The following is a 21,569-nucleotide window of genomic DNA, read 5'->3' on the forward strand; positions in this document are numbered from 1 at the left end:
CGCCCGCAATTTCGTGCGCGGCAGGAAGTTCTGTACGCGGCAGTCGATTTCGTGCGCTGCGGTCAAGATACGACGCGGCGTCGAGTGGTTGGCTCGAGCCAGACGTTCACGGCGCCGCATGGGCAGCGGGTGTAGACGATCGTGCCTTCCGAGGTGCGGTGGCGCGAAACGGTGGTGCCGTGATCGGCCGCGCCGCACTGCCGGCAGCCGCGATGTGCAATGGATTCGGTCGGCGGCGTCGCGAAAGTGGTCATGTCTGGAATGGTCGCCGCAGATTATGTTCGAATCCAGCGAAAGATTTCGCACCAGATCGTGTTGAATCTATGCATGATCGACCCTCGCCTGCACACCCTGCGGATGTTGCGGGAACACGGAACGGTGACCGCCGCGGCCACCGCGCTGCACCTCACCCCCTCCACGGTGTCGCAGCAATTGCGTTTGCTCGCAAAGGATTTGGACGTGCAACTGCTCGAGCAGGTCGGCCGCCGGGTCCGCCTGACCTCCGCCGCGCACACCCTGCTCCGGCACGCCGACGAACTGTTCGCCCAAGCCGAACGGGCCAAGGCCGAACTCGCCGCCCACCGCACCGGCATCACCGGCGTGCTCCGGATCACCGCCATGCCGACGGCCCTCGTCGCGCTGGTCGCCCCCGCGGCCGCCCGGCTGCGCGACGCCAACCCGCTGCTGACGGTCGAGATGAACGAGGACGAGAGCAGACACTGCTTCGACCTGCTGCTCAGCGGCGACAGCGACATCGGCGTGCTGATCCCGGCCCCCGGCGGCCCCGCCCTCGACGACCCCCGCTTCGAACAACATCAGCTGATCGACGAGCCCCAAGACCTGCTGGTCCCGGTCGGTCACCGGCTCGCCGAATGCCGCAGCGTCACCCTGACCGAGGCCGCCGAGGAACCCTGGGTCGGCGCCCCGGCCCGGGTCGCCCACTGCCACTTACTGCTCGGCGCCTGCGCCGCCGCCGGCTTCCAGCCCCGCATCAACCACCGCGGCGTCGACTGGCTCGGCATCTCCGCCATGGTCGCCCACGGCTTCGGCGTCAGCCTCATCCCCCGCCTCGCCACCCTCCCCACCGACCACGCAGTCGTCCGCGTCCCCCTGCACGGCGACTCAGCCCCCACCCGCCGCCACATCATCTGCATCCGCCGCGGCAGCGCCGCCCAACCAGCCATCGCCGCCGGCCTAACCGCCGTGCGCGAAGTCTGCCGGGAACGCAACGACATCGTCATGGTCTCCGCCGACTAGTCCACCGCCTCCGAGTTCCCGCGCATACCGTGTTCCGCCGCGCACGAATTCGCCGACTGTCTCGTGCCCGCACGCGGATCCCGTGCGCGGCAGGTGGCGGCCTGCCGCTATGCGGGGCTGTGCCGAGGACGAAGCGACGCCACGCTCGTCGAAGCTGACCAGCCCGCGGCCACCGAGGCCTGCGCACGTTGTGTTCTGCTGCGCGCGGATTCGCTAGCTGGATTGTGCGCGGCGGGGGAGTGGGTGCGCGATGTGGTGACCTTTCTTGCTGCGTCCGAGGACGCGGCCGGTCGTGGTGGAGCGGGCCGTGTACTGCCGCGCGGTGGGTTCCTCGCGCGTGTTGTGTGTGGGTGCGCGCGAATTCGCTAGCTGGATTGTGCGCGGCCGGGAAGTTGGTGCGCGGCGTGGCGGTCGACCTGCTGCGGTGCGGGAACGCGACGGTGTCACCCCTGGTCGGAGGCGAGTCCGCTGAGGGTGAGCCGTCGGCTGTGGTTCGCGCTTGTTGTGTTCTGGTGCGCGCGGATTTGCTAGATGTTTTGGGTGCGGCGGGGGAGGCGGTGCGCGGCGTGGTGGGGGTGCCGGGCGGTGCGTGACGGTCGGGGGGATGGGCGTTAGGTTGGAGGCAGCCGACGACGTCCAGGAGGTTGCTGTGCATCTGCGAGGGGTGGTTCTCCCCGGAGAGGATGTTCGCGATGTTTGGGTGCGGGATGGGCTGGTGTCGTTCGAGCCGGTGCCGGGGGCCGAAACGCTGTGTCGCACAGGGTGGATCGTGCCGGGGCTGGTCGATGCGCACTGCCATGTCGGGATCCGGTACGGCGGGGGAGACGAGGATCGGGACGGGGCCATCGCGCAGGCCGAGACCGAGCGGGATGCGGGTGCGCTGCTGCTGCGCGACGCCGGTTCGCCGATCGACACCCGGTTCATCGATGACCATGCGGAACTGCCGCGCATCATCCGCGCGGGCCGCCACATCGCCCGCCCGCGCCGCTACATCCGCGAGCTGGGCATCGAGCTCGACGACGAGCGCGACCTGCCGGAGATCGTCGCCGAACAGGCCCGCTTCGGCGACGGCTGGGTGAAGATCGTCGGCGACTGGATCGACCGCTCCGTCGGCGACCTGCGCCCGCTCTGGAGCGACGCCATCCTCAAAGAGGCCATCGACGCCGCGCACGCCAACGGCGCCCGGGTCACCGCCCACGTCTTCGGCGAGGACGCCCTGCCCGGCCTGATCGACGCGGGCATCGACTGCCTCGAACACGGCACCGGCCTCACCGACGACACCATCGAGATGATGGTCGAACACGGCACCGCCCTGGTACCGACCCTGGTCAACATCGACACCTTCCCCGAAATCGCCGACAGCGCAGGCAAATTCCCGACCTACGCCGCGCACATGCGCGACCTGCACCGCCGCGTCCGCAGCACCGTCGCCAACGCGCACGACGCGGGCGTCCCCATCTTCGCCGGCACCGATGCGGGCGGTTCCATCCGCCACGGCCGTATCGCCGACGAGATCACCGCCCTCGGCGCCGCGGGCCTGTCCACCCACGACGCCCTGGGCGCCGCCTCCTGGAACGCCCGAACCTGGCTGGGCCGCCCCGGCATCGAACCCGGCGCCCCCGCCGATTTCGTTGTCTACCAAGAAGACCCACGCACCAATCCGGAAATCCTGAATACCCCGTACGCCGTAATCCTCCGCGGCCGCCTCTACGCCCACCGCGATCCGGTCACCGGCCACCGCTGAAGATCCGCGCCCCACGTCGGCGGTTCGCGCTAACGGTCGGGGTTCGCGCCCATACCCGGGATGCGCGCCCACGTTCGAGATCCGCACCGGCTGTGGGCCCAATTCTCGGGCGGATCCCGAATGCGGGTGCAGGTCTTGCATACGGTGGTGCGCATGGGTGAGCGCTCGGCGGGCGCGCGTATCGTCGGGCGGTATGAGCATTCGTCTCGGTTATCAGATGCCCAACTTCAGTTATGGACAGCCGGTTTCCGAGCTGTTCCCCACGGTGGTCGCGCAGGCCAGGGAGGCTGAGGCGGCGGGGTTCGACACCGTGTTCGTGATGGATCATTTCTATCAGCTGCCGGGGCTCGGTGAACCGGGCGATCCGATGCTGGAGGCATACACCGCGCTGTCCGGCATCGCCGCGTCCACCGAGCGAATTCAGTTGTCCGCGTTGGTGACCGGCAATACCTATCGCAATCCGGCGCTGACCGCGAAGACCGTCACCACGCTCGACCTGGTCAGCGCGGGCCGCGCGGTGCTGGGCATCGGCGCGGGGTGGTTCGAGCTCGAGCACCAGTCCTACGGCTTCGAATTCGGCACCTTCACCGATCGTTTCGAGCGGCTCGACGAGGCGTTGCAGATCATCCAGCCGATGCTGCGCGGCGAGCCCGTCACCTTCGACGGCAAGTGGTACCACACCGACAACGCGATCAACGAGCCTCGGCTGCGCGACGACCTGCCCATCCTGCTCGGCGGGTCGGGGGAGAAGAAGACGTTCGCGCTGGCCGCCCGCTTCGCCGACCACCTCAACATCATCTGCAACGCCTCGGAACTGCCGAAGAAGATGGCGGCGCTGCACCAGCGGTGCGCCGAGGTCGGCCGCGATCCGTCGACCCTGGAGGTCAGCTACCTGTGCTTCCTGATGGTCGACGAGGACGGCGATCAGGCGCGCAAGGAACAGCGGGATCTGCTGCGCGGCATCGGGGTCGACGTGGACGCGCTGTCCGCCGAGGAACGTGCGCAGAGCATCGCCGATCGCCAGTTCGTCGGCTCGCCCGATGAGGTAGCCGAACAGTTGCAGACCCGGGTCCTCGATCACGGTGTGCAGGGCATCATCGTCAACATGGTCACCAACGGGCATCAGCCCGGCGCGGTCGATCTCGCCGGACGTACCCTCGCGCCGCTGGTCCGATGATCGTCGAAGCCCTGAAAACTGTTGGGGCGCGAAAACTTCAACGCTCGATAGAATCGGCCTTGTGACGACGACCACATCACGGCGCGCGTCCTACGGCTTCGACGCGCCCCCCGTCATGCTCATGCTCGGTGTCCTCGCGGTCGGCTTCCTGCTCGCCGCGGTGGCAAACGCACTGGTCGGCAACATGATTCCGGCGTGGCTGACCTTGCTGGTCGGCCTGGTCATGGCCGCGCAGTTCGGGCTGTTCCTGCACGCGACCCGCCGCGGCAAGTTCCGCGCGTGGGACGCGCTGCTCGACGATCTCGGATTACGCGGGGACGAGCGGCTGCTCGATCTGGGGTGCGGCCGGGGCGCGGTGCTGCTCGCCGCGGCGAAGCGGCTGCCGGAGGGGCGCGCGGTGGGCATCGACCTGTGGCGTTCGGTGGACCAGTCGGGCAACAACATGGCCACCACCGAACGCAACGCGGTCGCCGAAAACGTCGCCGACCGAATCGAATTGCACACCGGCAACATGACCGCGCTGCCGTTCCGCAACGACGAATTCGACGTGATCGTCTCGAGTCTGGCGATTCACAACATCAAAGCGTCCGCGGGCCGGGCCGCCGCGGTGCGTGAGGCGCTGCGCGTGCTGCGTCCCGGCGGGCATCTCGTGCTGGTCGATATCGGCCGGACCGGCGAATACGAGACCACCCTCACGGCCAACGGCGCCCAAACCCTCACCGCCCGTTCGCTCGGCTGGCAGCTGTGGTGGGGCGGCCCGTGGACGAAGACCCGCGCCCTCACCGCCGCGGCCCCGTCCGGTTAGGAGTTCTGCCCGGACCGATGAATTCGGCCTACCCGTCGCGTCTTCTCCCACAGAGGTTTCCGGGTCTCGTTCGAGGAGATGCGCGGGTACTGGCCGAAGCAGAGCGACGACACCACCGGCGTCACCGAGCACCTGAACGAGTCGGCGAAATACGTCGTGTCCAGCTGGTCCACGCACTCGCCGCCACCGACCTGGTCGACGAGTACCGGCTGTTCGTCTATCCGGTGGTCGAGGGCAAGGGCCGGCGATTGTTCACCGATGCCCTGCGGATTCCGGCGCTGCGACTCGTCGAGACGCGCCCGTTCGCCTCCGGGGTGGTTCTGCTGCGTTACCGCAGTTCATAGCGCTCAAGCGAAGGCGTGCAAGATCGCGTGGACGATCCCGCGCAGCGCGCGGAACACCCCCGTGACGACAACCTCGCCCGCGATTTCCGAACCGACCTCACCCAAGGTCTCTCGAGTGGTGCTCTGCTTGCGCCGGTCACGGCGGAAGATCCCCATGCCTCGTTTATAGCCGCGCGACGCCGGTTCGCAACCGGATCGGCGACGCGATTTCAGGTGAACGCCGCCCGTCTGGCAGAATGAACAACCGTCCTTCCGGACAAGTGTCAGCCCGTCTCCGGTTACGTACCGCGCGGCGGTCACACACTCCATGCGCTAAACCGGGCTCGCAGACCGTGCGGGTCGCTGAATTGCGCCGTGACCAGACTACGAAAGAGGCAGAACAAGCATGGCTGTTCGCATCAAGCTCACCCGCTTGGGCAAGATCCGCAACCCCCAGTACCGCATCGTCGTCGCCGACGCGCGGACCCGCCGGGACGGCCGGGCCATCGAGTCCATCGGCCTGTACCACCCGAAGGAAGAGCCGTCGCTCATCGAGATCGATTCCGAGCGCGCTCAGTACTGGCTGGGTGTCGGCGCGCAGCCGACCGAGCCCGTCCAGCGTCTGCTGGAGATCACCGGTGACTGGCAGAAGTTCAAGGGTCTGCCGGGCGCCGAGGGCACGCTGAAGGTCAAGGCCGAGAAGGCGTCCAAGCTGGACCTGTTCAACGCCGCGCTGGCCGCCGCGGACAACGCCCCCACCGGCGATGCCACCACCCCGAAGAAGAAGGCCGCCAAGAAGGAAGAGGCCGCCGAGGCGCCCGCCGCTGAGGCCGCCGAGTAATGAGTGCAGTCGTCGCCGATGCGGTCGAACATCTTGTTCGCGGCATCGTCGCGAATCCCGATGACGTCCGCGTCGAGCTGATCACCGGCCGCCGCGGACGCACCGTCGAGGTGCACGTGCACCCCGACGACCTGGGCAAGGTGATCGGTCGCGGCGGTCGTACCGCGACCGCACTGCGCACCCTCGTCGCCGGCATCGGCGGCCGGGGTATCCGGGTCGACGTGGTCGACACCGACCAGTAGATGGAACTTGTCGTAGGACGGGTCGCCAAGTCGCACGGCGTGCGCGGTGAACTGGTCGTAGAGATCCGCACCGATGAGCCGGAGGCCCGGTTCGCGCCGGGCAGCACGCTGCGCGGGCGACTGGCGCGATCCACGGAAGTCCGCGATTTCACCGTGGAGTCGGCCCGAGAGCACTCGGGCCGGCTTCTGGTGTTTCTCGCCGGCGTCGCCTCCCGGGACGCGGCCGACGCCTTGCGCGGCACGCTGTTCGTGGTGGACAGCGACGACCTGCCGCCCGGCGACGACCCGGACGAGTATTACGACCACGAACTCGAGGGCCTGACCGTTCGGCTGCTCGACGAAACCGTGGTCGGCACCGTGCGCGAAGTGCTGCATTCCGCTGCGGGAGAACTGCTTTCGGTGAAAGCCGCCGACGACGGCCGGGAGATCCTGATCCCGTTCGTCACCGCCATCGTGCCCACCGTCTCGCTCGCGGACCGGCTGATCGTCATCGATCCGCCCGAAGGACTCCTCGATCCGGAATGAGGTCGCCGTGAAACTCGATGTGGTCACGATCTTTCCGGAATATCTCGAGCCGCTGCGAACCGCGTTGCTGGGCAAGGCAATCGACAAAGGTTTGATCTCCGTCGACGTGCACGATCTGCGGGGTTGGACGCACGACGTGCACAAGTCCGTCGACGACTCGCCGTACGGCGGGGGACCCGGCATGGTCATGAAGCCGACCATCTGGGGCGATGCGCTCGACGAGGTCTGCCCGGACGACGCGCTGCTCGTCGTCCCCACGCCTGCCGGTGTGCCGTTCACGCAGGAAACCGCACAGCGCTGGGCCACCGAGGATCACCTCGTGTTCGCCTGCGGGCGTTATGAAGGCATCGACCAGCGCGTCTTCGACGACGCGGCCCGGCGCGTTCGCGTCGAAGAGGTCAGCATCGGCGACTACGTCCTGATCGGTGGCGAGGCGGCCGTCCTCGTCATGACCGAAGCCGTGGTCCGCCTTCTGCCCGGTGTTTTGGGCAATCAGCAATCGCACCAAGAGGATTCGTTCTCCGACGGCCTCCTCGAAGGCCCCAGTTACACCCGGCCGGTCACCTGGCGCGAGCTCGAGGTCCCCCCGGTGCTCCTCTCCGGCGACCACGCGAAGGTCGCCGCCTGGCGTCACGAGCAATCCCTCGCCCGCACCCTCGCCCGCCGCCCCGACCTCCTCCCCGACGCGGATCGCTGACCACACGCACGCCTTTTGATTTCCCGCACCTGAGATCGCATGCGATTCTCGGTGCGAGAAATCAAAAGGCGTGCGGCTTCATGGGAGCAACCCGTGCCGGCGAGCCGCGACCACTGCCTCGTGGCGCGAGTGCGCGTCCAGCTTGGTCATAGCGTTGCGCAGGTAGCTCTTGACCGTCTCCGCGCTGAGTGAAAGACGTTGGGCGGCTTCCTGATTGGAACACCCGAGCGCGATCTGGGACAGCACGTCCAGCTCTCGACGGGACAGGTGCGGCGCATCGGGCAGGGGGTCGCCGACCATGACTCGGATAAGCCGTTCGCAGACGGTGTGCAGGCGTGTGCGAAGCAGATCGTCGCCCGCGGAACGAGCCATGCCGCGAAGCTCGGCGTGAATGTCGCGCAACTCCTCCGATACCGCGGGCACCCCCTCCGGCGTGGGCCTGGCCGCCTCGAGCAGCCGCAGCCGACGGTCCACCTCGTCCCGGATGCCGATCTCCCCGGCGAGCCGGCGACCGGCCTGCATGACCAGATCGGCGGTGCGGTCGCCGACCGGACTCGCGCTGCGGGTAGCGGCGTAGAGGACCGCGCGGGAGCGTTTGTCCACGACCACCGGCACGGCGACGATCGACCGGAGTCCCTCGCCCGAGACCGGTCCGTCGTAGTGATGGGTGATGGAAGAGGTATTGACGTAATCGGTGACCGAGGCGGGCCGCCCGGAATCGATCACGCGACCGCCCAGGCCGGAGGTGCGCAGCACGGTCAGGCCGCGTAGCCCGTTGGTCAGCGTGCCGACGAACTCCGACAGCAGCAGCGCATCGTCGTGCACTTCGCCGCCGAACGTCACCGGCACCCCGGCCGCGCTCGCCACCCAGCGGATTTCGGCGCGCAACGCATCGGCATCGCGCGGACGCAGCAGTGCGGTGTGGGTCATGGGACTCACCCCTTTTCGGGGGTAGTAGCGAACTCGGTGTGACCCACATCCTATTGGGTGAGCTGGATCACGATGAGGAGTGGCGAGATGGGTACCGACCTGAAACCCCGGGTGCGCGAACTGCTGGACATGTACGACCGCCCCGAGGCGTCCGCGGCGGAGCTGCTGTGCGACCGGCACCCGGCGGGCGCGATCGCGTTCACGATCGTCGAGCGGGACCTGTCCTCGATCGACCTCACCTACGGCGAACTGCGGGAACGGTCGACCCGATTCGCCATCGGGCTGGCCGAACTCGGGATCAAGCAGGGCGACCGGGTCGCGACCCTGATGGCGAAGTCGACCGATCTGGTGGTGGCGCTGCTCGGGATCTGGCGGCTCGGCGCGGTGCACGTTCCGCTGTTCACCGCGTTCGCGCCGCCGGCCATCGCGTTCCGGCTGGAAGCGAGCGGCACGTCGATCGTCATCGCCGACGCCGACCAGGCGCCGAAGCTGGCCGCCGGTCCCGACATGCCCGCCGACGCGCCGTGGCAGGTCATCGTCAGCGGCGATTCACCCGAGGGCACGCTGGGCATGGTGGACGTGCACGCCGACCACGCGCCGACCCCGCCGGCGGTGGCGGTCGGCGGGGACGGACTGATGGTCGAGCTGTTCACCAGCGGCACCACCGGAACCCCGAAGGGCGTGCCGATTCCGTTGCGCGCGATCGCGGCGTTCCAGGCCTATCAGGAGTTCGCGCTGGACGTCCGCCCCGACGACGTCTTCTGGAACGCGGCCGATCCCGGCTGGGCCTACGGCCTGTACTGGGCGATCATGGCCCCGCTGGGCAGCGGCATCCGCAGCATCCTGTTGCACGCGCCGTTCTCGCCGACGCTCACCTGGCAGGTGCTCGATCGGTTCGGCGTCACCAACTTCACCGCCGCCCCGACGGTGTACCGCGCGCTGCGCTCGGACCCGAACGCGCCGGCGCTGCACCACCCGCTGCGGCGCGCGTCCTCCGCCGGTGAACCGCTGACGCCCGAGGTCGTCGCCTGGTCGCTGGAGCACTTCGGCGTCGCGGTGCGCGACCACTACGGGCAGACCGAGCACGGCATGCTGATCTGCAATTCCTGGCACGAGGCGCTCGACGCCGACGTCCCGGCCGGCTCGATGGGCCGCGCGCTGCCCGGCTGGACCTGCGCGGTGCTGTCCGACAACGCGGACACGGTCGCGCCGATCGGTGAGCTCGGCCGGGTCGCCATCGATACCCAGAACAGTCCGCTGATGTGGTTCCTCGGCTACCTCGACGCCCCCGAACGCACCGCCCAGCGCTATACCCCCGATGGCCGCTGGTACATCACCGGCGACGCCGGCTCGCAGGACGAGAACGGTTGCTTCCGCTTCTCCGCTCGCGACGACGACGTGATCATCATGGCCGGTTACCGGATCGGCCCGTTCGAGGTGGAGAGCGTGCTGGTGCTACACGATCTGGTCGCCGAGGCGGCCGTGGTCGGCATGCCGGACGAACTGCGCGGCGAGGTGCTGGAGGCGTTCGTGGTGTTGCGCGACGGTTCCCGGATCGGCACCGCGTTGGAGGCCGAGTTGCAAGAGCTGGTGAAGAAGAAGTTCGCCGCGCACGCCTACCCGCGCACGGTGCACTTCGTGACCGAGCTGCCGAAGACGCCGAGCGGCAAGGTGCAGCGATTCGTGCTGCGGCAGAAGGGAAACCGGTGATGTCGGACCCGAGCTACGCGTCAGGCACCTCGGACACCCCGCTGCTGGGCGACACCATCGGCGGCAATCTCGATCGCGCCGTGGCCGCCTTCCCGGATCGGGAAGCGTTGGTGGACAAGGCTTCCGACCGGCGCTGGACCTACCGCGAACTCGGTGCCGCGATCGACGCGCTGGCCACCGGCCTGGCCGCGCGCGGCATCGGCAAGGGCGACCGGGTCGGCATCTGGGCGCCGAACTGCGCGGAGTGGTTCTTCGTGCAGTATGCGACGGCGAAGATCGGCGCGATCCTGGTCAACATCAACCCCGCGTACCGCACCAGCGAACTGGAGTACGTGCTGCGCCAGTCGGGTGTGCGGATGCTCGTCGCGGCGGCGGAGTTCAAGACGTCGAACTACGTCGCGATGATCGAGGAGGTCCGGCCGAACTGCCCGGCGCTGGAGCAGGTGCTGGTGCTGGGCACTTCGGACTGGGATGAGTTGGCGCGCACGGCGATCGACGCGGAACGCTTGGCCGGGTTCGCGGCCGAGTTGTCCATCGACGATCCGATCAACATCCAATACACCTCGGGCACAACGGGTTTCCCCAAGGGTGCCACGCTGAGCCATCACAACATCCTGAACAACGGCTTCTTCGTCGGCGAACTGTGCGGCTACTCCGAACAGGACCGGATCTGCGTGCCGGTGCCGTTCTATCACTGCTTCGGCATGGTCATGGGCAACCTGGCCGGCACGAGTCACGGTGCGGCGGTGGTGATTCCGGCGCCGGCCTTCGACCCGGCCGCGACGCTGGCCGCGGTCGAGTCCGAGCGCTGCACCTCGCTCTACGGCGTGCCGACCATGTTCATCGCGTTGCTCACCGAATTGGATTCCGCCACACCGGATCTGTCCAGCCTGCGCACCGGGATCATGGCCGGCTCGCCCTGCCCGGTCGAGGTGATGAAGCGGGTGATCGACCGGATGGGCATGCACGAGGTGTGCATCTGCTACGGCATGACCGAGACCTCGCCGGTCTCCACCCAGACCCGCCGCGACGACGGCATCGACCGGCGCACCGCCACCGTCGGCCGGGTCGGCCCGCACCTCGAGGTCAAGATCGTCGACCCCGCATCGGGTCTCACGGTGCCGCGCGGCGAGCCGGGTGAACTCTGCACCCGCGGCTACTCGGTGATGCTCGGCTACTGGAACGACCGGGCCAAGACCACCGAGGCGATCGACACCGCCCGCTGGATGCACACCGGCGACATCGGCGTGATGGACAACGACGGCTACCTGGCGATCACCGGCCGGATCAAGGACATGGTCATCCGCGGCGGCGAGAACGTCTACCCGCGCGAGATCGAGGAGTTCCTCTACACCCACCCCGACATCCTGGACGCCCAGGTGATCGGTGTGCCCGACCCGAAGTACGGCGAGGAGTTGATGGCCTGGGTACGGATGCGTGACGGCGCGACCGCGTTGGACGCCACTGCGGTTCGCGAGTTCTGTGAGGGGAAGCTCGCGCACTTCAAGATCCCGCGCTACGTGCACGTGGTGGACGATTTCCCGATGACCGTCACCGGGAAGATCCGCAAGGCCGAAATGCGCGAACTGTCCCGGGCACTCCTGGGGCTGGTCGACGAGACCTGACATCGGGTGCCCCGATTACTGGCGGCATGTGACCCGTTGGCGTCCCACCTAGGGTGGGACAAGGTCATTTCGTCGGGGATCTGGTTTATCTGGTCGCGAAAGGTCTTACATGCAAATCGGTTCGTTTTCACGTGTCGTGTCTTGTGTTATCGCCAGTGCCGCACCACTTCTCGTCTTGGCACCGGCCGCCGTCGCTCAGCCGGGCAGCCCGTACAGTTGCTCGGGTCTTTTTCTGACCAGTGATGGTTCCGCGGAAGTGGAATCGTGCATTTATGCGGAGAACGGAGTGCCGCGGGCATTCGGTGGACTCAATATCAAAAATGATTCCATCAACGAAAAGAATTGCACGATGGTCGTGACGGTCGTGGATAAAGACGCGTTGGCCAACGGGGGCACCAATGAGCAGGTCGCGACCAGCGGCCCGTTTCCGTGCTTCAACGGACGGTATCCCTCCCCGCCGTTGACGGTGGACGCGGTGTTCGCCAAGCCGGGGCATCGGTATGTCAGCTTCACCGCCGTCACCAAGAACGGTCAGACGTTCAGCCCTGTCTACAGCCCGGAACTGGTCCTGTAGTAGGCGATTCGGCACATGCGTAAGAACTACCGAACCCGGTCGAGCGTGCTCGGCCGGGTTCGGCGCGTCCGGAGGTACGGATGGCCGGACCGGTCGGACCAGCGGATGATGCGGCACGCGCGACCCGGTTCCGCCGGGTGTGGGCCCCTTGTCGGGCGGTCCCGGTAGTGTCTCCGGACGTGACGACAGCGCCCGAGACTGTAAGTGCAGAGTCCGACCCCGCCGTGCTCCCACCCGCGACGTCCTCCGGCGTCGCGAGTCAAGCCAGCGTGAACCGTCGCATCGCCGACGAGCTCGCGGTGCGGGAGAGCCAGGTGCGTGCGGCCGTCGAGCTGATCGACGGCGGCTCGACCGTGCCGTTCATCGCGCGATACCGCAAGGAGGTCACCGGCGGTCTCGACGACGCGCAGCTGCGCCTCCTGGACGAGCGTCTGCACTACCTCCGCGAACTCGACGAGCGCCGGGGCGCGATCCTCGAATCCATCCGTGGCCAGGGCAAACTCGACGACGCGCTGCACCAGCAGATCATGCTCGCCGAGACCAAGGCCCGGCTCGAGGACATCTACCTGCCGTACAAGCCGAAGCGGCGCACCAAGGCGCAGATCGCGCGCGAGGCGGGTCACGAGCCGGTCGCCGACGCCCTGATCAACGACCCGACCACCGATCCCGCGCAGTACAACGCCGAGCAGCTCGACGGCGCGCGGTCGATCCTGGTCGAACGCTTCGCCGAGGACGCCGACCTGGTCGGTGAGCTGCGCGAGCTGATGTGGAACCGCGGTCAGGTCAAGTCGACGGTGCGCCCGGGCAAGGAGGAAGCGGGCGCCAAGTTCGCCGACTACTTCGAGTTCGACGAGCCGTTCACCAAGCTGCCCTCGCACCGCATCCTCGCGCTGCTGCGCGGCGAGAAGGAAGACGTGCTGTCGCTGCATCTGGAGCCGGACACCGAAGAGCTCGAACCGGGTGAACGGTCCATCTACGAGGGCCGGATCGCGATCAAGTTCAACATCGCCGACAAGGGCCGCGCCGCCGACACCTGGCTGCTGGACACCGTGCGCTGGGCTTGGCGGACCAAACTGCAAGTGAGCCTCGGCATCGACACCAGGATGCGGCTGCGGCAGGCGGCGGAGAAGGACGCGGTCGACGTGTTCGCGGCGAACCTGCGCGACCTGCTGCTCGCCGCGCCCGCCGGTACCCGCACCACGATGGGCCTCGACCCGGGCTACCGGACCGGCGTGAAGGTGGCCGTCGTCGACGCCACCGGCAAGGCGGTCGCCACCGAGGTGATCTACCCGCACAAGCCGCAGGGCCAGACCGAGAAGTCCCTCGCGGTGCTCGGCGCGCTGGTCGCCCGGTTCGGCGTGGAACTCATCGCCATCGGCAACGGCACCGCCTCGCGCGAGACCGATGCCCTTGCCGCCGAACTGATCTCGCGCATTCCGGAGAACAAGCCGACCAAGATCGTGGTGTCCGAGGCGGGCGCCTCGGTGTACTCCGCTTCCGCGTACGCCACCCAGGAACTGCCGGACATGGACGTGTCGCTGCGCGGCGCGGTGTCCATCGCGCGCCGGCTCCAGGATCCGCTCGCCGAGCTGGTGAAGATCGATCCGAAGTCGATCGGCGTCGGCCAGTACCAGCACGACGTGTCCGAGACGCTGCTCGCCCGTTCGCTGGGCGCGGTGGTCGAGGACGCGGTGAACGCGGTCGGCGTCGACGTCAACACGGCCTCGGTGCCGCTGCTCTCGCGGGTGTCCGGCATCGCCGGCTCGGTCGCGGAAAGCATTGTGGCGCACCGCGATCAGAACGGCCCGTTCCGCAGCCGGACCGCGCTGCTGGAGGTGCCGCGGCTCGGGCCGAAGGCGTTCGAGCAGTGCGCGGGCTTCCTGCGGATCCGCGGTGGCGACGATCCGCTGGACACCTCCTCCGTGCACCCCGAGGCGTACCCGGTGGTCCGCCGGATCATGGAATCCACCGGCCGCGACATCACCGAGGTCATCGGCAACACCACCGTGCTGCGCGCGCTGCGGGCCGACGAGTTCACCGACGAACGCTTCGGCGTGCCGACCGTCACCGACATCATTACCGAACTGGAGAAGCCGGGCCGCGACCCGCGACCGGAGTTCAAGACCGCGGAATTCGCCGCAGGCGTGGAGAAGGTCGCCGACCTCGAACCCGGCATGGTGCTCGAAGGCGTCGTCACGAACGTCGCGGCGTTCGGCGCGTTCGTCGATATCGGCGTGCACCAGGACGGACTCGTGCACGTTTCGGCGATGTCGCACAACTTCGTCAAGGATCCGCGCGAGGTGGTGAACACCGGCGACGTGGTCAAGGTGAAAGTGCTCGAGGTGGACGTGGCGCGTCAGCGCATCGGTCTGTCGCTGCGCCTGGACGACGAGCCGGGGCCCGCGGTGAAGGGCGAGCGGGGCGAGAACCGCCAGCGTGGTCAAGGTGACCGCAAGGGCGGCGCGCCGGACCGGCAGAATGGTCAGGGTAAGAACCAGCAGGGCCGCAATCAAGGACAGCGCAATCAGAGTCAAGGTCAGAACCGCGGCGGCGGCAACCAGCGCCGCAACGCTCCCGCACCGAGCGGATCGATGGCGGACGCTCTGCGCCGGGCAGGTTTCGGACAGTAGGTCAGACGGAGGTTTCAGGCGGCCATGCGACGATGGCTCAGTGAGGATGTGATCGCGCAGGGCCGGCTGCCGCTGCTGTGCTTCCTTCTAGGGTTCATCGTCGGCTTCCTGTTGATCCGGCTCAGCGTCCGGATGATCCGCAAGCAGGTGCGCTGGTGGCCGGGGAACGTGCGGTCCGGTGGAGTACACATCCACCACATGGTGTTCGGGGTGATCCTCGTGCTGGTGTCCGGCGTCGGCATGGTCACCCTGTACCAGACCGCCGACGTCACCACGGCCTCCGTGCTCGCCGCGTTGTTCGGGGTCGGTGCGGCGCTGACCCTGGACGAATTCGCGCTGATCTTCTATCTGCGCGATGTGTACTGGGAAGAGCAGGGGCGGACCTCGGTGGACGCGGTGTTCGTCGCGCTCGCGGTCACCGGGTTGCTGCTGCTGGGGTTTCATCCGCTGTGGTTGCTCGACATCAACGACTTCCGTAGCGACCCGAGCATCGAAGTCCGGGTGTTCGTCGTCTTCTTCGCGGTGGTGAACCTCGCGCTCGCCGCGATCGTCATCGCCAAGGGGAAGATCTGGACCGGGTTGTTCGGGATGTTCTTCCTGCCGCTGCTGTTCGTCGGCGCGTTGCGGTTGAGTCGGCCCGGCGCGCCCTGGGCTCGCTGGCGGTATTCGGATCGGCGTCGGCTGATGTATCGAGCGATCGTCCGCGAGCGGCGCTACCGCCGCCCGGTCATCCGCGCCAAGATCTTCGTGCAGGACCTGGTCGCGGGTAAACCGGATGTCGAACACGTCCGCACCGCCACCGAGGCCGAGCTGACGCGCACCGTCGTCCCCGCCCCACCGGCACCCCACCGCCACCACCTCTCCCTGTTCCCGTCGGACCACGAACCCGAACCGGTAGCCAACACCCCGGACCGCGACTGAGCGACCCGCCGCGCGCGAGTTGTGCTGCCGCGCATCGTTCGGTGCATTGCGCGCGAATTCACCGGCAATTCCGTGCGCTGCCAGCGAAGCGGTGCGCGCCGGCCGGGAGCCCGTGCGCCAACTGGCCCGGTGAAGCGTGTCGGCGACATGTAGCGGATCACCGCACCACCACGGTCATCGACGCTCGCGCACGCATCGGGCCGCCCGCACATGAATTGTCCTGCCGCGCGCGCCGATCGGTGCACTGCGCGCGAATTCGCTAACGATTCTGCGCGCGGCGAGCGAACAAGTGCGCGGCGGCCGGGGCTCGTGTGCGTGGATCGAGTTGTCTTGCTGCGCATCGTTCGGTGCGCGGCGCGCGAATTCGCTGACGATTACGTGCGCGGCGATCGAAACGGTGCGCGGTAGGAGACAAACTAGAGCGGCTGTCGGTCCGGTGGGCGTCGGACCTTGTGTGCGAGTGGCTCGCTGCGCAGGGATTGGCTCGCTATGCGACGCGCGTGGGATCGCCCGCGATTTCGTGCGCGTTGTGGTGGGTGGCGCGCGTTAGGGGGTCGGAAGGGGGAGGGTGGCAAGGCGAGTTCGGTCGGCGAGCAAGTCGATCGCGGTGATCTTGTCGTCGGCGACGCTGAAGGCGATGACGGACATCGGGCTGCCGTCGGCCGTACTCAGCAGGCCCGCAACGCCATTGACCACGGCATGCATGACATCGTATTGGCTGGCGAACCGGTGGAATGTGTCCAGTAGTCCGGCGACGGCGGACGCACCCCGGATCACCTGGATGCCACCCACGCCCGCGTCGGCGCGCAGCACCACATCGGGGTCGAGCAGGGACAGCAGCGCGTCGAAGTCGCCGTCGCGGGCGGCGGCGAGGAACGCGGTGACGGCCCGACGCTGGCGGGGGAGGTCCGGGTCCAGCCTCGGGGTACCGCCCTGGACGCGACGGCGCGCACGGCTCGCGATCATCTTCGCGGCGCCGGGCGTCTTGCCGAGGATCGGCGCGATCTGGTCGTACGGCAGGGCGAACATGTCGTGCAGCACGAACGCGAGCCGCTCGGCCGGATTCAGCGACTCGAGCACCACCAGCAGCGCGATGCCGACCGAATCCGCGAGCAGCGCCTGCTGTTCCGGATCGGTGCCGTCGTCGAGGCGGACCACCGGGTCGGGCAGCTGCTCCTCGAACGAGTCCTCCCGGCGCGCTCGGCGCGAGCGCAACACGTCCAGGCACACCCGGCTCACGGTGGTGGTCAGCCAGCCGCCGAGATTCTTGATGCCGTCGGTATCGGTGCGGGCCAACCGCAACCACGCCTCCTGCACGGCGTCCTCGGCCTCGGCCGGCGACCCGAGCATCCGGTAGGCCACCGCGACCAGATGCGCGCGATGCGTCTCGAACCGGTCGGCCAGGTATTCGTCCACGTGGTCTCCTCCGCGTTGTCGTCCCACAGTGATGACGAATCGCGGGCGCACGATGTGACAACTCGCGGCCTGTTACCTCTTCGCCGCCCGCTCCGTCAGAGAGGCAACTACGACGGAAGGAACGAGTCATGAACACCGGTAAGAAGGACCTCGCACGGCGCGTTGCCTACCTGGGAGCCACCGGGGTCGTGCTCACCGAATCGGTGGTCGGCTCCTATTGGGATGTCGCCCGGATTCCCTATGTCCGTGAGGTTTTCGATCGGCTCGAATATCCGATGTATTTCGCGACCATGCTCGGCGTCGCCAAAGCAGCGGCGGTGGCCGCGATCGTGCTGCCCGGCCATCCGCGCGCCGAGGAATGGGCTTATGCCGGACTGACTTTCGTCTACGGCGGTGCGGCAGTATCGCATCTCGCGGCCGGTGACGAGTCGAAAGCCGCGATCGGTCCGTTGGTGTTCGCCGGGCTCAGCCTGGCGTCCTGGGGGTTGCGGCCACCCAGCGGCCGGCGTAATCCACTGGCGCTGTTGCGTCGTTCGGCAGCCTGAGACCGGGCAAGGAGGACAACCATGAACGACGTACAGGGCACTGTCGCACCGGGATTCGAAGCGGTGCGCGACGAGTTCGCCGAGGTCGTGGCCGAGGAGAACGGCGAATCCGGTTCGCAGGTGGCCGCTTTCGTGCACGGCCGACCCGTGGTCGACCTCTGGGCTGGTCCGCAGGTGACCGGCGAAACGCTGACCGGCCTGCTCTCCTCGACCAAAGGTGCGGCGACGCTGGTCGTGGCACTACTGGTGCAGGACGGAATGCTCGACCTGGACCGGCCCGTCGCGGCCTACTGGCCGGAGTTCGCCGACGCGGGCAAGGTCACGATCACCTTGCGGCAGGTACTCACCAACAAGTCCGGCGTGATCGGGGTAGACGGTGGCTTCACCCTGGCCGAACTCGCCGACGACCGGCTCATCGCGCGACGCGTCGCCGGTCAGCGCCCGTTCTTCCGGCCGGGAGTCGTGCAGGGCTACGGCGGGTTCGTCACCTTCGCCATCGTCGGCGAGGCGATTCGCCGCCTGACGGGCAGTTCGATCCAGGAGCTGTTCGAGGAACGCATCAGGGTCCCTTACGATCTGGACCTCTATCTCGGATTGCCTGCGGCACTGGAGGATCGGTATCTGGAGATCCTGCCGTGGTCGGCCACGTCGGAGATGCGAACGGCATTCGAAGCGAACTCACCTGGTCCCCATAGCATTCCGGGTATCTCGTACAATCTCAACGCCACCGGATTCACCCCGGACGATGTGCTTTCCCTGCCCAACAATGCTGATCTGCGAGCGAACGGCCCCGCCTCGATGGGCGGTGTGGGCAGCGCGCGTGGCTTGGCGACGATGTATGCGGCGGCGATGTCCGAAATCAACGGCCGTGCAGCACTATTGAAGCCCGATACGCTCGCCGTGTTCACGACCGTCCAGACTTCCGGTCGCGACTTGGTCCGCGGCGACAACGCGCCCTACCTGGTCGGGTTCGAAGCCAAGGGTCTCGGCTATCCGTTCCTCGGCGCAAATGCCTTCGGCCACACCGGCGCCGCCGGTTCCGACGGCTTCGCCGACCCGCACAGCGGCCTGGCCTACGGCTACACCCGCCGCCGAGCCGCCTTCGCCTTCAACGCGGCGGAAAACGAGAGACTGGCCTCGGTGTTGCATCGCGCCGCTCGAAACATTCAGGGCTGAAAGGCAATTCGCCGCGAGGGTGGTGCGACGGCGTCGTCCGGTGCCAGCGCAACGTGCATGCACGCGGCGATCAACGCGGTCTCGGCGATCGCACAGAGCATCGCCTGCGCCAGCGGCGCTCCGGGGTCGGCGGTCACCAGGTCGAACCACAGGTCGATGACCGCCGCACCGGCCACCGCCGACGCCACCAGTCGCGCCCGGGAGTCGTTGCGGCGCAACAACCCCGTGGTCAATCCGCACCCGGCGGCCAGGAAAAGATCCAGGCCGACCCACGCCGACGACCAGTTCCGCACGTGCGCGGTACTGGGCAACGTATTCCAGAGAATCGCGGCCCACGGCACGAGCGCGAGCGCGCCGGCCGCGATCAACCAGCGCGCCTGGTCGCGGACCGATCGGGTTCGAGAAGGGAGGAGAGCTGTCATTCGCATGACGGCCACGCTACGTCCGCAAAGATCTCTTTGCAAACATTTCTTTGCAAAGAAACGTTTGCTATCCTTCGGCCCATGGCACCGCGCAGAAGCGACGACATGACCAGCGCCGAGCGCACCGCGCTCTACCGCACGCTCGCCCACCCGCTGCGCGGCCGAATCCTCGACTACCTGGGCAAACACGGCGAAGCGAACTCGGCGACCCTGGCCGAGGTGCTCGACGAGAGCACCGGCAGCACCAGCTACCACCTGCGCAAGCTGGCCGAACTCGGCCTCATCACCGAGATCGCGGAGAAGTCGACGGGTCGCGAGCGCTGGTGGAAGTCGCTGCCGTTCGAACACACCACGCCCGATCCGGCGAGCATGGAGCCGGCCGAGTACGCGGCCGCCGAACATCTCGGCCGGCTGAAGTCCGGACGCGACATCGAGCTCTACCTGCGGGCGGTGCGCGAATGGGCGGGCCCGGACGGCTGGGCGCAGGTGCAGCGCACCGGAACCTACATGACAAAAGACCAGGTGGTAGCGTTCGTCGCGGAGTACAAGGCGTTGCTCGCCCGGTACGGCGCCGCCCGGGAGGACGCCCCCGAGGGCGCGCAACCGATGAGCGTCCGCCTCTTCGCGGTACCCGAGGCGCCGGCCTGATCCGGGGGCCGATTTTTCCGGCGACCCGCTGATCTGGCACAATACTCAGGTTGCCCTGGGCGAGTTGTGCACCAGGCGCATCCCCTTGAATCGGAGCATGAACCGGCCGAGCACGCGAAGTGCCGCCAGGGTCCTCTGTTCGCGCGAACCCATAAGGATGGAAATGAACACCCTTGACTTCGTCGACGAGAAGTCGCTGCGCAGCGACGTCCCCGACTTCCGGCCGGGCGACACCCTCAATGTGCACGTAAAGGTCATCGAAGGCTCGAAGGAGCGCATCCAGGTCTTCAAGGGCGTCGTCATCCGACGCCAGGGTGGTGGCATCCGCGAGACCTTCACGGTCCGCAAGGTGTCGTTCGGTGTCGGCGTGGAGCGCACCTTCCCGGTGCACACCCCGAACATCGACCACATCGAGGTCGTCACCCGTGGTGACGTCCGCCGCGCCAAGCTGTACTACCTGCGCGATCTGCGCGGCAAGGCCGCCAAGATCAAGGAAAAGCGCTGATCTAGCTTTTCGCACGACAGAGCGTCTGGTAGCCCGGCCGCGGAACTCAGTTCCGCTGCCGGGCTACTGTTTTCGGTGTGACAGACCACAGCGCGTCCTCGACGGAATCGGCCGACCACGGGGGAGGGCGTCGCGGCAGGTGGCGGCGGGCGAAGAAGCAGCGGCCGTTCTGGCAGGAACTGCCGATCCTCATCGTGATCGCCGCGGTCATCGCCGCGTTGATGGTCAACTTCGTGGGGCGTCCGTATCTGATTCCGTCGGAGTCGATGGAGACCACGTTGCACGGCTGTGCCGGATGCACGGGCGACCGCATCTACGTGCAGAAACTGAGCTATTACTGGGGTGATCCGCAGCCGGGCGACGTCGTCGTGTTCGTCGGGCCGCCGTCCTGGAACGACACGTTCCAGTCGACGCGTTCGCGCAACACCGTCGTCCGCGGAGTACAGAACTTCTTCTCGTTCTTCGGCATCGTGCCGCCGGACGAGAACGACTTGGTCAAGCGCGTGGTCGCGGTCGGCGGTCAGACCGTGCAGTGCTGCGACCCGCAGGGTCGAGTCCTGGTCGACGGCAAGCCGCTGGACGAGCCGTACGCCCGCTACACCCTCCCGTACAAGCCGGGCCAGCCCTTCGGCGCCGGCGGCGGTCGCGAGTTCGCGCCGGTCAAGGTACCAGAGGGTTCGCTGTGGGTGATGGGCGACAACCGCAACAACTCGCGCGACTCGCGCGCACACATCACCGACGAGCTGCACGGCACCGTCCCGGCCGACAACGTCCGGGGCAAAGCGGTGTTCAAGATCTGGCCGCCGAACCGGATCGGGCCGGTGCGATCGCAGGACCCGCAATCGAAATAGTGTGA

General features: G+C 67.7%; 23 protein-coding genes and 1 pseudogene. 19 read left to right on the forward strand and 5 right to left on the reverse strand.

What is annotated here, in order from left to right; genetic code table 11:
• Positions 1–62: 62 nt before the first annotated feature.
• On the reverse strand, positions 63–254 hold the full coding sequence (locus tag F3087_RS30640) for a hypothetical protein (protein ID WP_150405551.1): 192 nt from the start codon (positions 252–254) through the stop codon (positions 63–65).
• Positions 255–327: 73 nt separating this feature from the next.
• On the opposite strand from F3087_RS30640, the gene F3087_RS30645 reads away from it, so the two are divergent.
• The 5 genes and pseudogenes from F3087_RS30645 to F3087_RS30665 form a co-directional block, all read left to right on the forward strand.
• Positions 328–1,257, forward strand: coding sequence for a LysR family transcriptional regulator (locus F3087_RS30645; protein ID WP_150405552.1), 930 nt, complete (start codon positions 328–330; stop codon positions 1,255–1,257).
• A 604-nt stretch (positions 1,258–1,861) separates the two neighbouring features.
• Complete coding sequence (locus F3087_RS30650; protein WP_191094216.1) at positions 1,862–3,001, forward strand: amidohydrolase family protein; 1,140 nt, start codon at positions 1,862–1,864, stop codon at positions 2,999–3,001.
• A 193-nt stretch (positions 3,002–3,194) separates the two neighbouring features.
• Complete coding sequence (locus F3087_RS30655) at positions 3,195–4,178, forward strand: LLM class F420-dependent oxidoreductase (protein ID WP_150405554.1); 984 nt, start codon at positions 3,195–3,197, stop codon at positions 4,176–4,178.
• A gap of 61 nt (positions 4,179–4,239) precedes the next feature.
• On the forward strand, positions 4,240–4,983 hold the full coding sequence (locus tag F3087_RS30660; RefSeq protein ID WP_223885463.1) for a class I SAM-dependent methyltransferase: 744 nt from the start codon (positions 4,240–4,242) through the stop codon (positions 4,981–4,983).
• A 60-nt stretch (positions 4,984–5,043) separates the two neighbouring features.
• A pseudogene (locus tag F3087_RS30665) lies at positions 5,044–5,327 on the forward strand (dihydrofolate reductase family protein); the annotation flags it as partial.
• Between the two features lie 3 nt (positions 5,328–5,330).
• Here F3087_RS30665 and F3087_RS46110 read toward each other — a convergent pair.
• The gene (locus F3087_RS46110) at positions 5,331–5,483 is read right to left on the reverse strand and encodes a hypothetical protein (RefSeq protein WP_191094217.1); all 153 of its coding nucleotides are present in this window, start codon (positions 5,481–5,483) and stop codon (positions 5,331–5,333) included.
• Positions 5,484–5,712: 229 nt separating this feature from the next.
• Here F3087_RS46110 and rpsP point away from each other — a divergent pair, with 229 nt between their 5' ends.
• Genes rpsP through trmD form a run of 4 tightly spaced genes read left to right on the forward strand, consistent with a single transcriptional unit; the run spans position 5,713 to position 7,611 of the window.
• On the forward strand, positions 5,713–6,147 hold the full coding sequence (gene rpsP, locus F3087_RS30670; protein ID WP_150405555.1) for a 30S ribosomal protein S16: 435 nt from the start codon (positions 5,713–5,715) through the stop codon (positions 6,145–6,147).
• Entirely contained in the window at positions 6,147–6,389 is a 243-nt protein-coding gene (locus F3087_RS30675) for an RNA-binding protein (protein WP_011210690.1), read from the forward strand. Before rpsP ends, F3087_RS30675 begins: the two co-directional genes overlap by 1 nt.
• Positions 6,390–6,914, forward strand: a complete 525-nt coding sequence (rimM, locus tag F3087_RS30680) for a ribosome maturation factor RimM (RefSeq protein WP_150405556.1) — start codon at positions 6,390–6,392, stop codon at positions 6,912–6,914. It begins immediately after the preceding gene.
• A 7-nt stretch (positions 6,915–6,921) separates the two neighbouring features.
• Positions 6,922–7,611: a tRNA (guanosine(37)-N1)-methyltransferase TrmD gene (gene trmD, locus F3087_RS30685; RefSeq protein ID WP_150405557.1), complete on the forward strand. Its 690-nt coding sequence runs from the start codon at positions 6,922–6,924 to the stop codon at positions 7,609–7,611.
• Between the two features lie 78 nt (positions 7,612–7,689).
• On the opposite strand, the gene F3087_RS30690 is transcribed toward trmD, so the two are convergent.
• A complete protein-coding gene (locus F3087_RS30690; RefSeq protein ID WP_150405558.1) occupies positions 7,690–8,541 on the reverse strand; it encodes a helix-turn-helix transcriptional regulator in 852 nt (283 codons plus the stop codon).
• A gap of 87 nt (positions 8,542–8,628) precedes the next feature.
• On the opposite strand from F3087_RS30690, the gene F3087_RS30695 reads away from it, so the two are divergent.
• The 5 genes from F3087_RS30695 (at position 8,629) to F3087_RS30715 (ending at position 16,001) form a co-directional block, all read left to right on the forward strand.
• Entirely contained in the window at positions 8,629–10,251 is a 1,623-nt protein-coding gene (locus tag F3087_RS30695; RefSeq protein WP_150405559.1) for an AMP-binding protein, read from the forward strand.
• Positions 10,251–11,876 (forward strand): AMP-binding protein, encoded by a 1,626-nt coding sequence (locus tag F3087_RS30700; protein ID WP_150405560.1) that lies wholly within the window; start codon positions 10,251–10,253, stop codon positions 11,874–11,876. The genes F3087_RS30695 and F3087_RS30700 overlap by 1 nt, the downstream gene beginning before the upstream one ends.
• 349 nt (positions 11,877–12,225) lie before the next feature.
• Entirely contained in the window at positions 12,226–12,450 is a 225-nt protein-coding gene (locus tag F3087_RS30705) for a hypothetical protein (protein WP_150405561.1), read from the forward strand.
• A 179-nt stretch (positions 12,451–12,629) separates the two neighbouring features.
• Complete coding sequence (locus F3087_RS30710; RefSeq protein WP_396897591.1) at positions 12,630–15,080, forward strand: Tex family protein; 2,451 nt, start codon at positions 12,630–12,632, stop codon at positions 15,078–15,080.
• 24 nt (positions 15,081–15,104) lie between these two features.
• Positions 15,105–16,001, forward strand: a complete 897-nt coding sequence (locus F3087_RS30715; protein WP_150405562.1) for a hypothetical protein — start codon at positions 15,105–15,107, stop codon at positions 15,999–16,001.
• Positions 16,002–16,547: 546 nt separating this feature from the next.
• Here F3087_RS30715 and F3087_RS30720 read toward each other — a convergent pair.
• Complete coding sequence (locus tag F3087_RS30720; protein WP_150405563.1) at positions 16,548–17,417, reverse strand: sigma-70 family RNA polymerase sigma factor; 870 nt, start codon at positions 17,415–17,417, stop codon at positions 16,548–16,550.
• 128 nt (positions 17,418–17,545) lie between these two features.
• Between F3087_RS30720 and F3087_RS30725 the strand changes: the two genes are divergently transcribed.
• Positions 17,546–17,962 carry a DoxX family protein gene (locus F3087_RS30725; protein ID WP_150405564.1) on the forward strand — a complete coding sequence of 139 codons (417 nt, stop codon included), beginning with the start codon at positions 17,546–17,548 and terminating at the stop codon, positions 17,960–17,962.
• Positions 17,963–17,983: 21 nt separating this feature from the next.
• The gene (locus F3087_RS30730; RefSeq protein ID WP_150405565.1) at positions 17,984–19,138 is read left to right on the forward strand and encodes a serine hydrolase domain-containing protein; all 1,155 of its coding nucleotides are present in this window, start codon (positions 17,984–17,986) and stop codon (positions 19,136–19,138) included.
• Here F3087_RS30730 and F3087_RS30735 read toward each other — a convergent pair.
• Complete coding sequence (locus F3087_RS30735; RefSeq protein WP_150405566.1) at positions 19,129–19,566, reverse strand: hypothetical protein; 438 nt, start codon at positions 19,564–19,566, stop codon at positions 19,129–19,131. The genes F3087_RS30730 and F3087_RS30735 overlap by 10 nt on opposite strands.
• 75 nt (positions 19,567–19,641) lie before the next feature.
• Here F3087_RS30735 and F3087_RS30740 point away from each other — a divergent pair, with 75 nt between their 5' ends.
• The 3 genes from F3087_RS30740 (at position 19,642) to lepB (ending at position 21,564) form a co-directional block, all read left to right on the forward strand.
• Positions 19,642–20,208 (forward strand): winged helix-turn-helix domain-containing protein, encoded by a 567-nt coding sequence (locus tag F3087_RS30740; protein ID WP_150405567.1) that lies wholly within the window; start codon positions 19,642–19,644, stop codon positions 20,206–20,208.
• 163 nt (positions 20,209–20,371) lie between these two features.
• Positions 20,372–20,713 carry a 50S ribosomal protein L19 gene (gene rplS / locus F3087_RS30745; protein WP_029893064.1) on the forward strand — a complete coding sequence of 114 codons (342 nt, stop codon included), beginning with the start codon at positions 20,372–20,374 and terminating at the stop codon, positions 20,711–20,713.
• Between the two features lie 77 nt (positions 20,714–20,790).
• Entirely contained in the window at positions 20,791–21,564 is a 774-nt protein-coding gene (gene lepB / locus F3087_RS30750) for a signal peptidase I (protein ID WP_150405568.1), read from the forward strand.
• The last annotated feature ends 5 nt before the right edge of the window (positions 21,565–21,569 follow it).

This window comes from Nocardia colli, from assembly GCF_008704205.1.
GTDB classification, from domain to species: Bacteria; Actinomycetota; Actinomycetes; order Mycobacteriales; family Mycobacteriaceae; genus Nocardia; species Nocardia colli.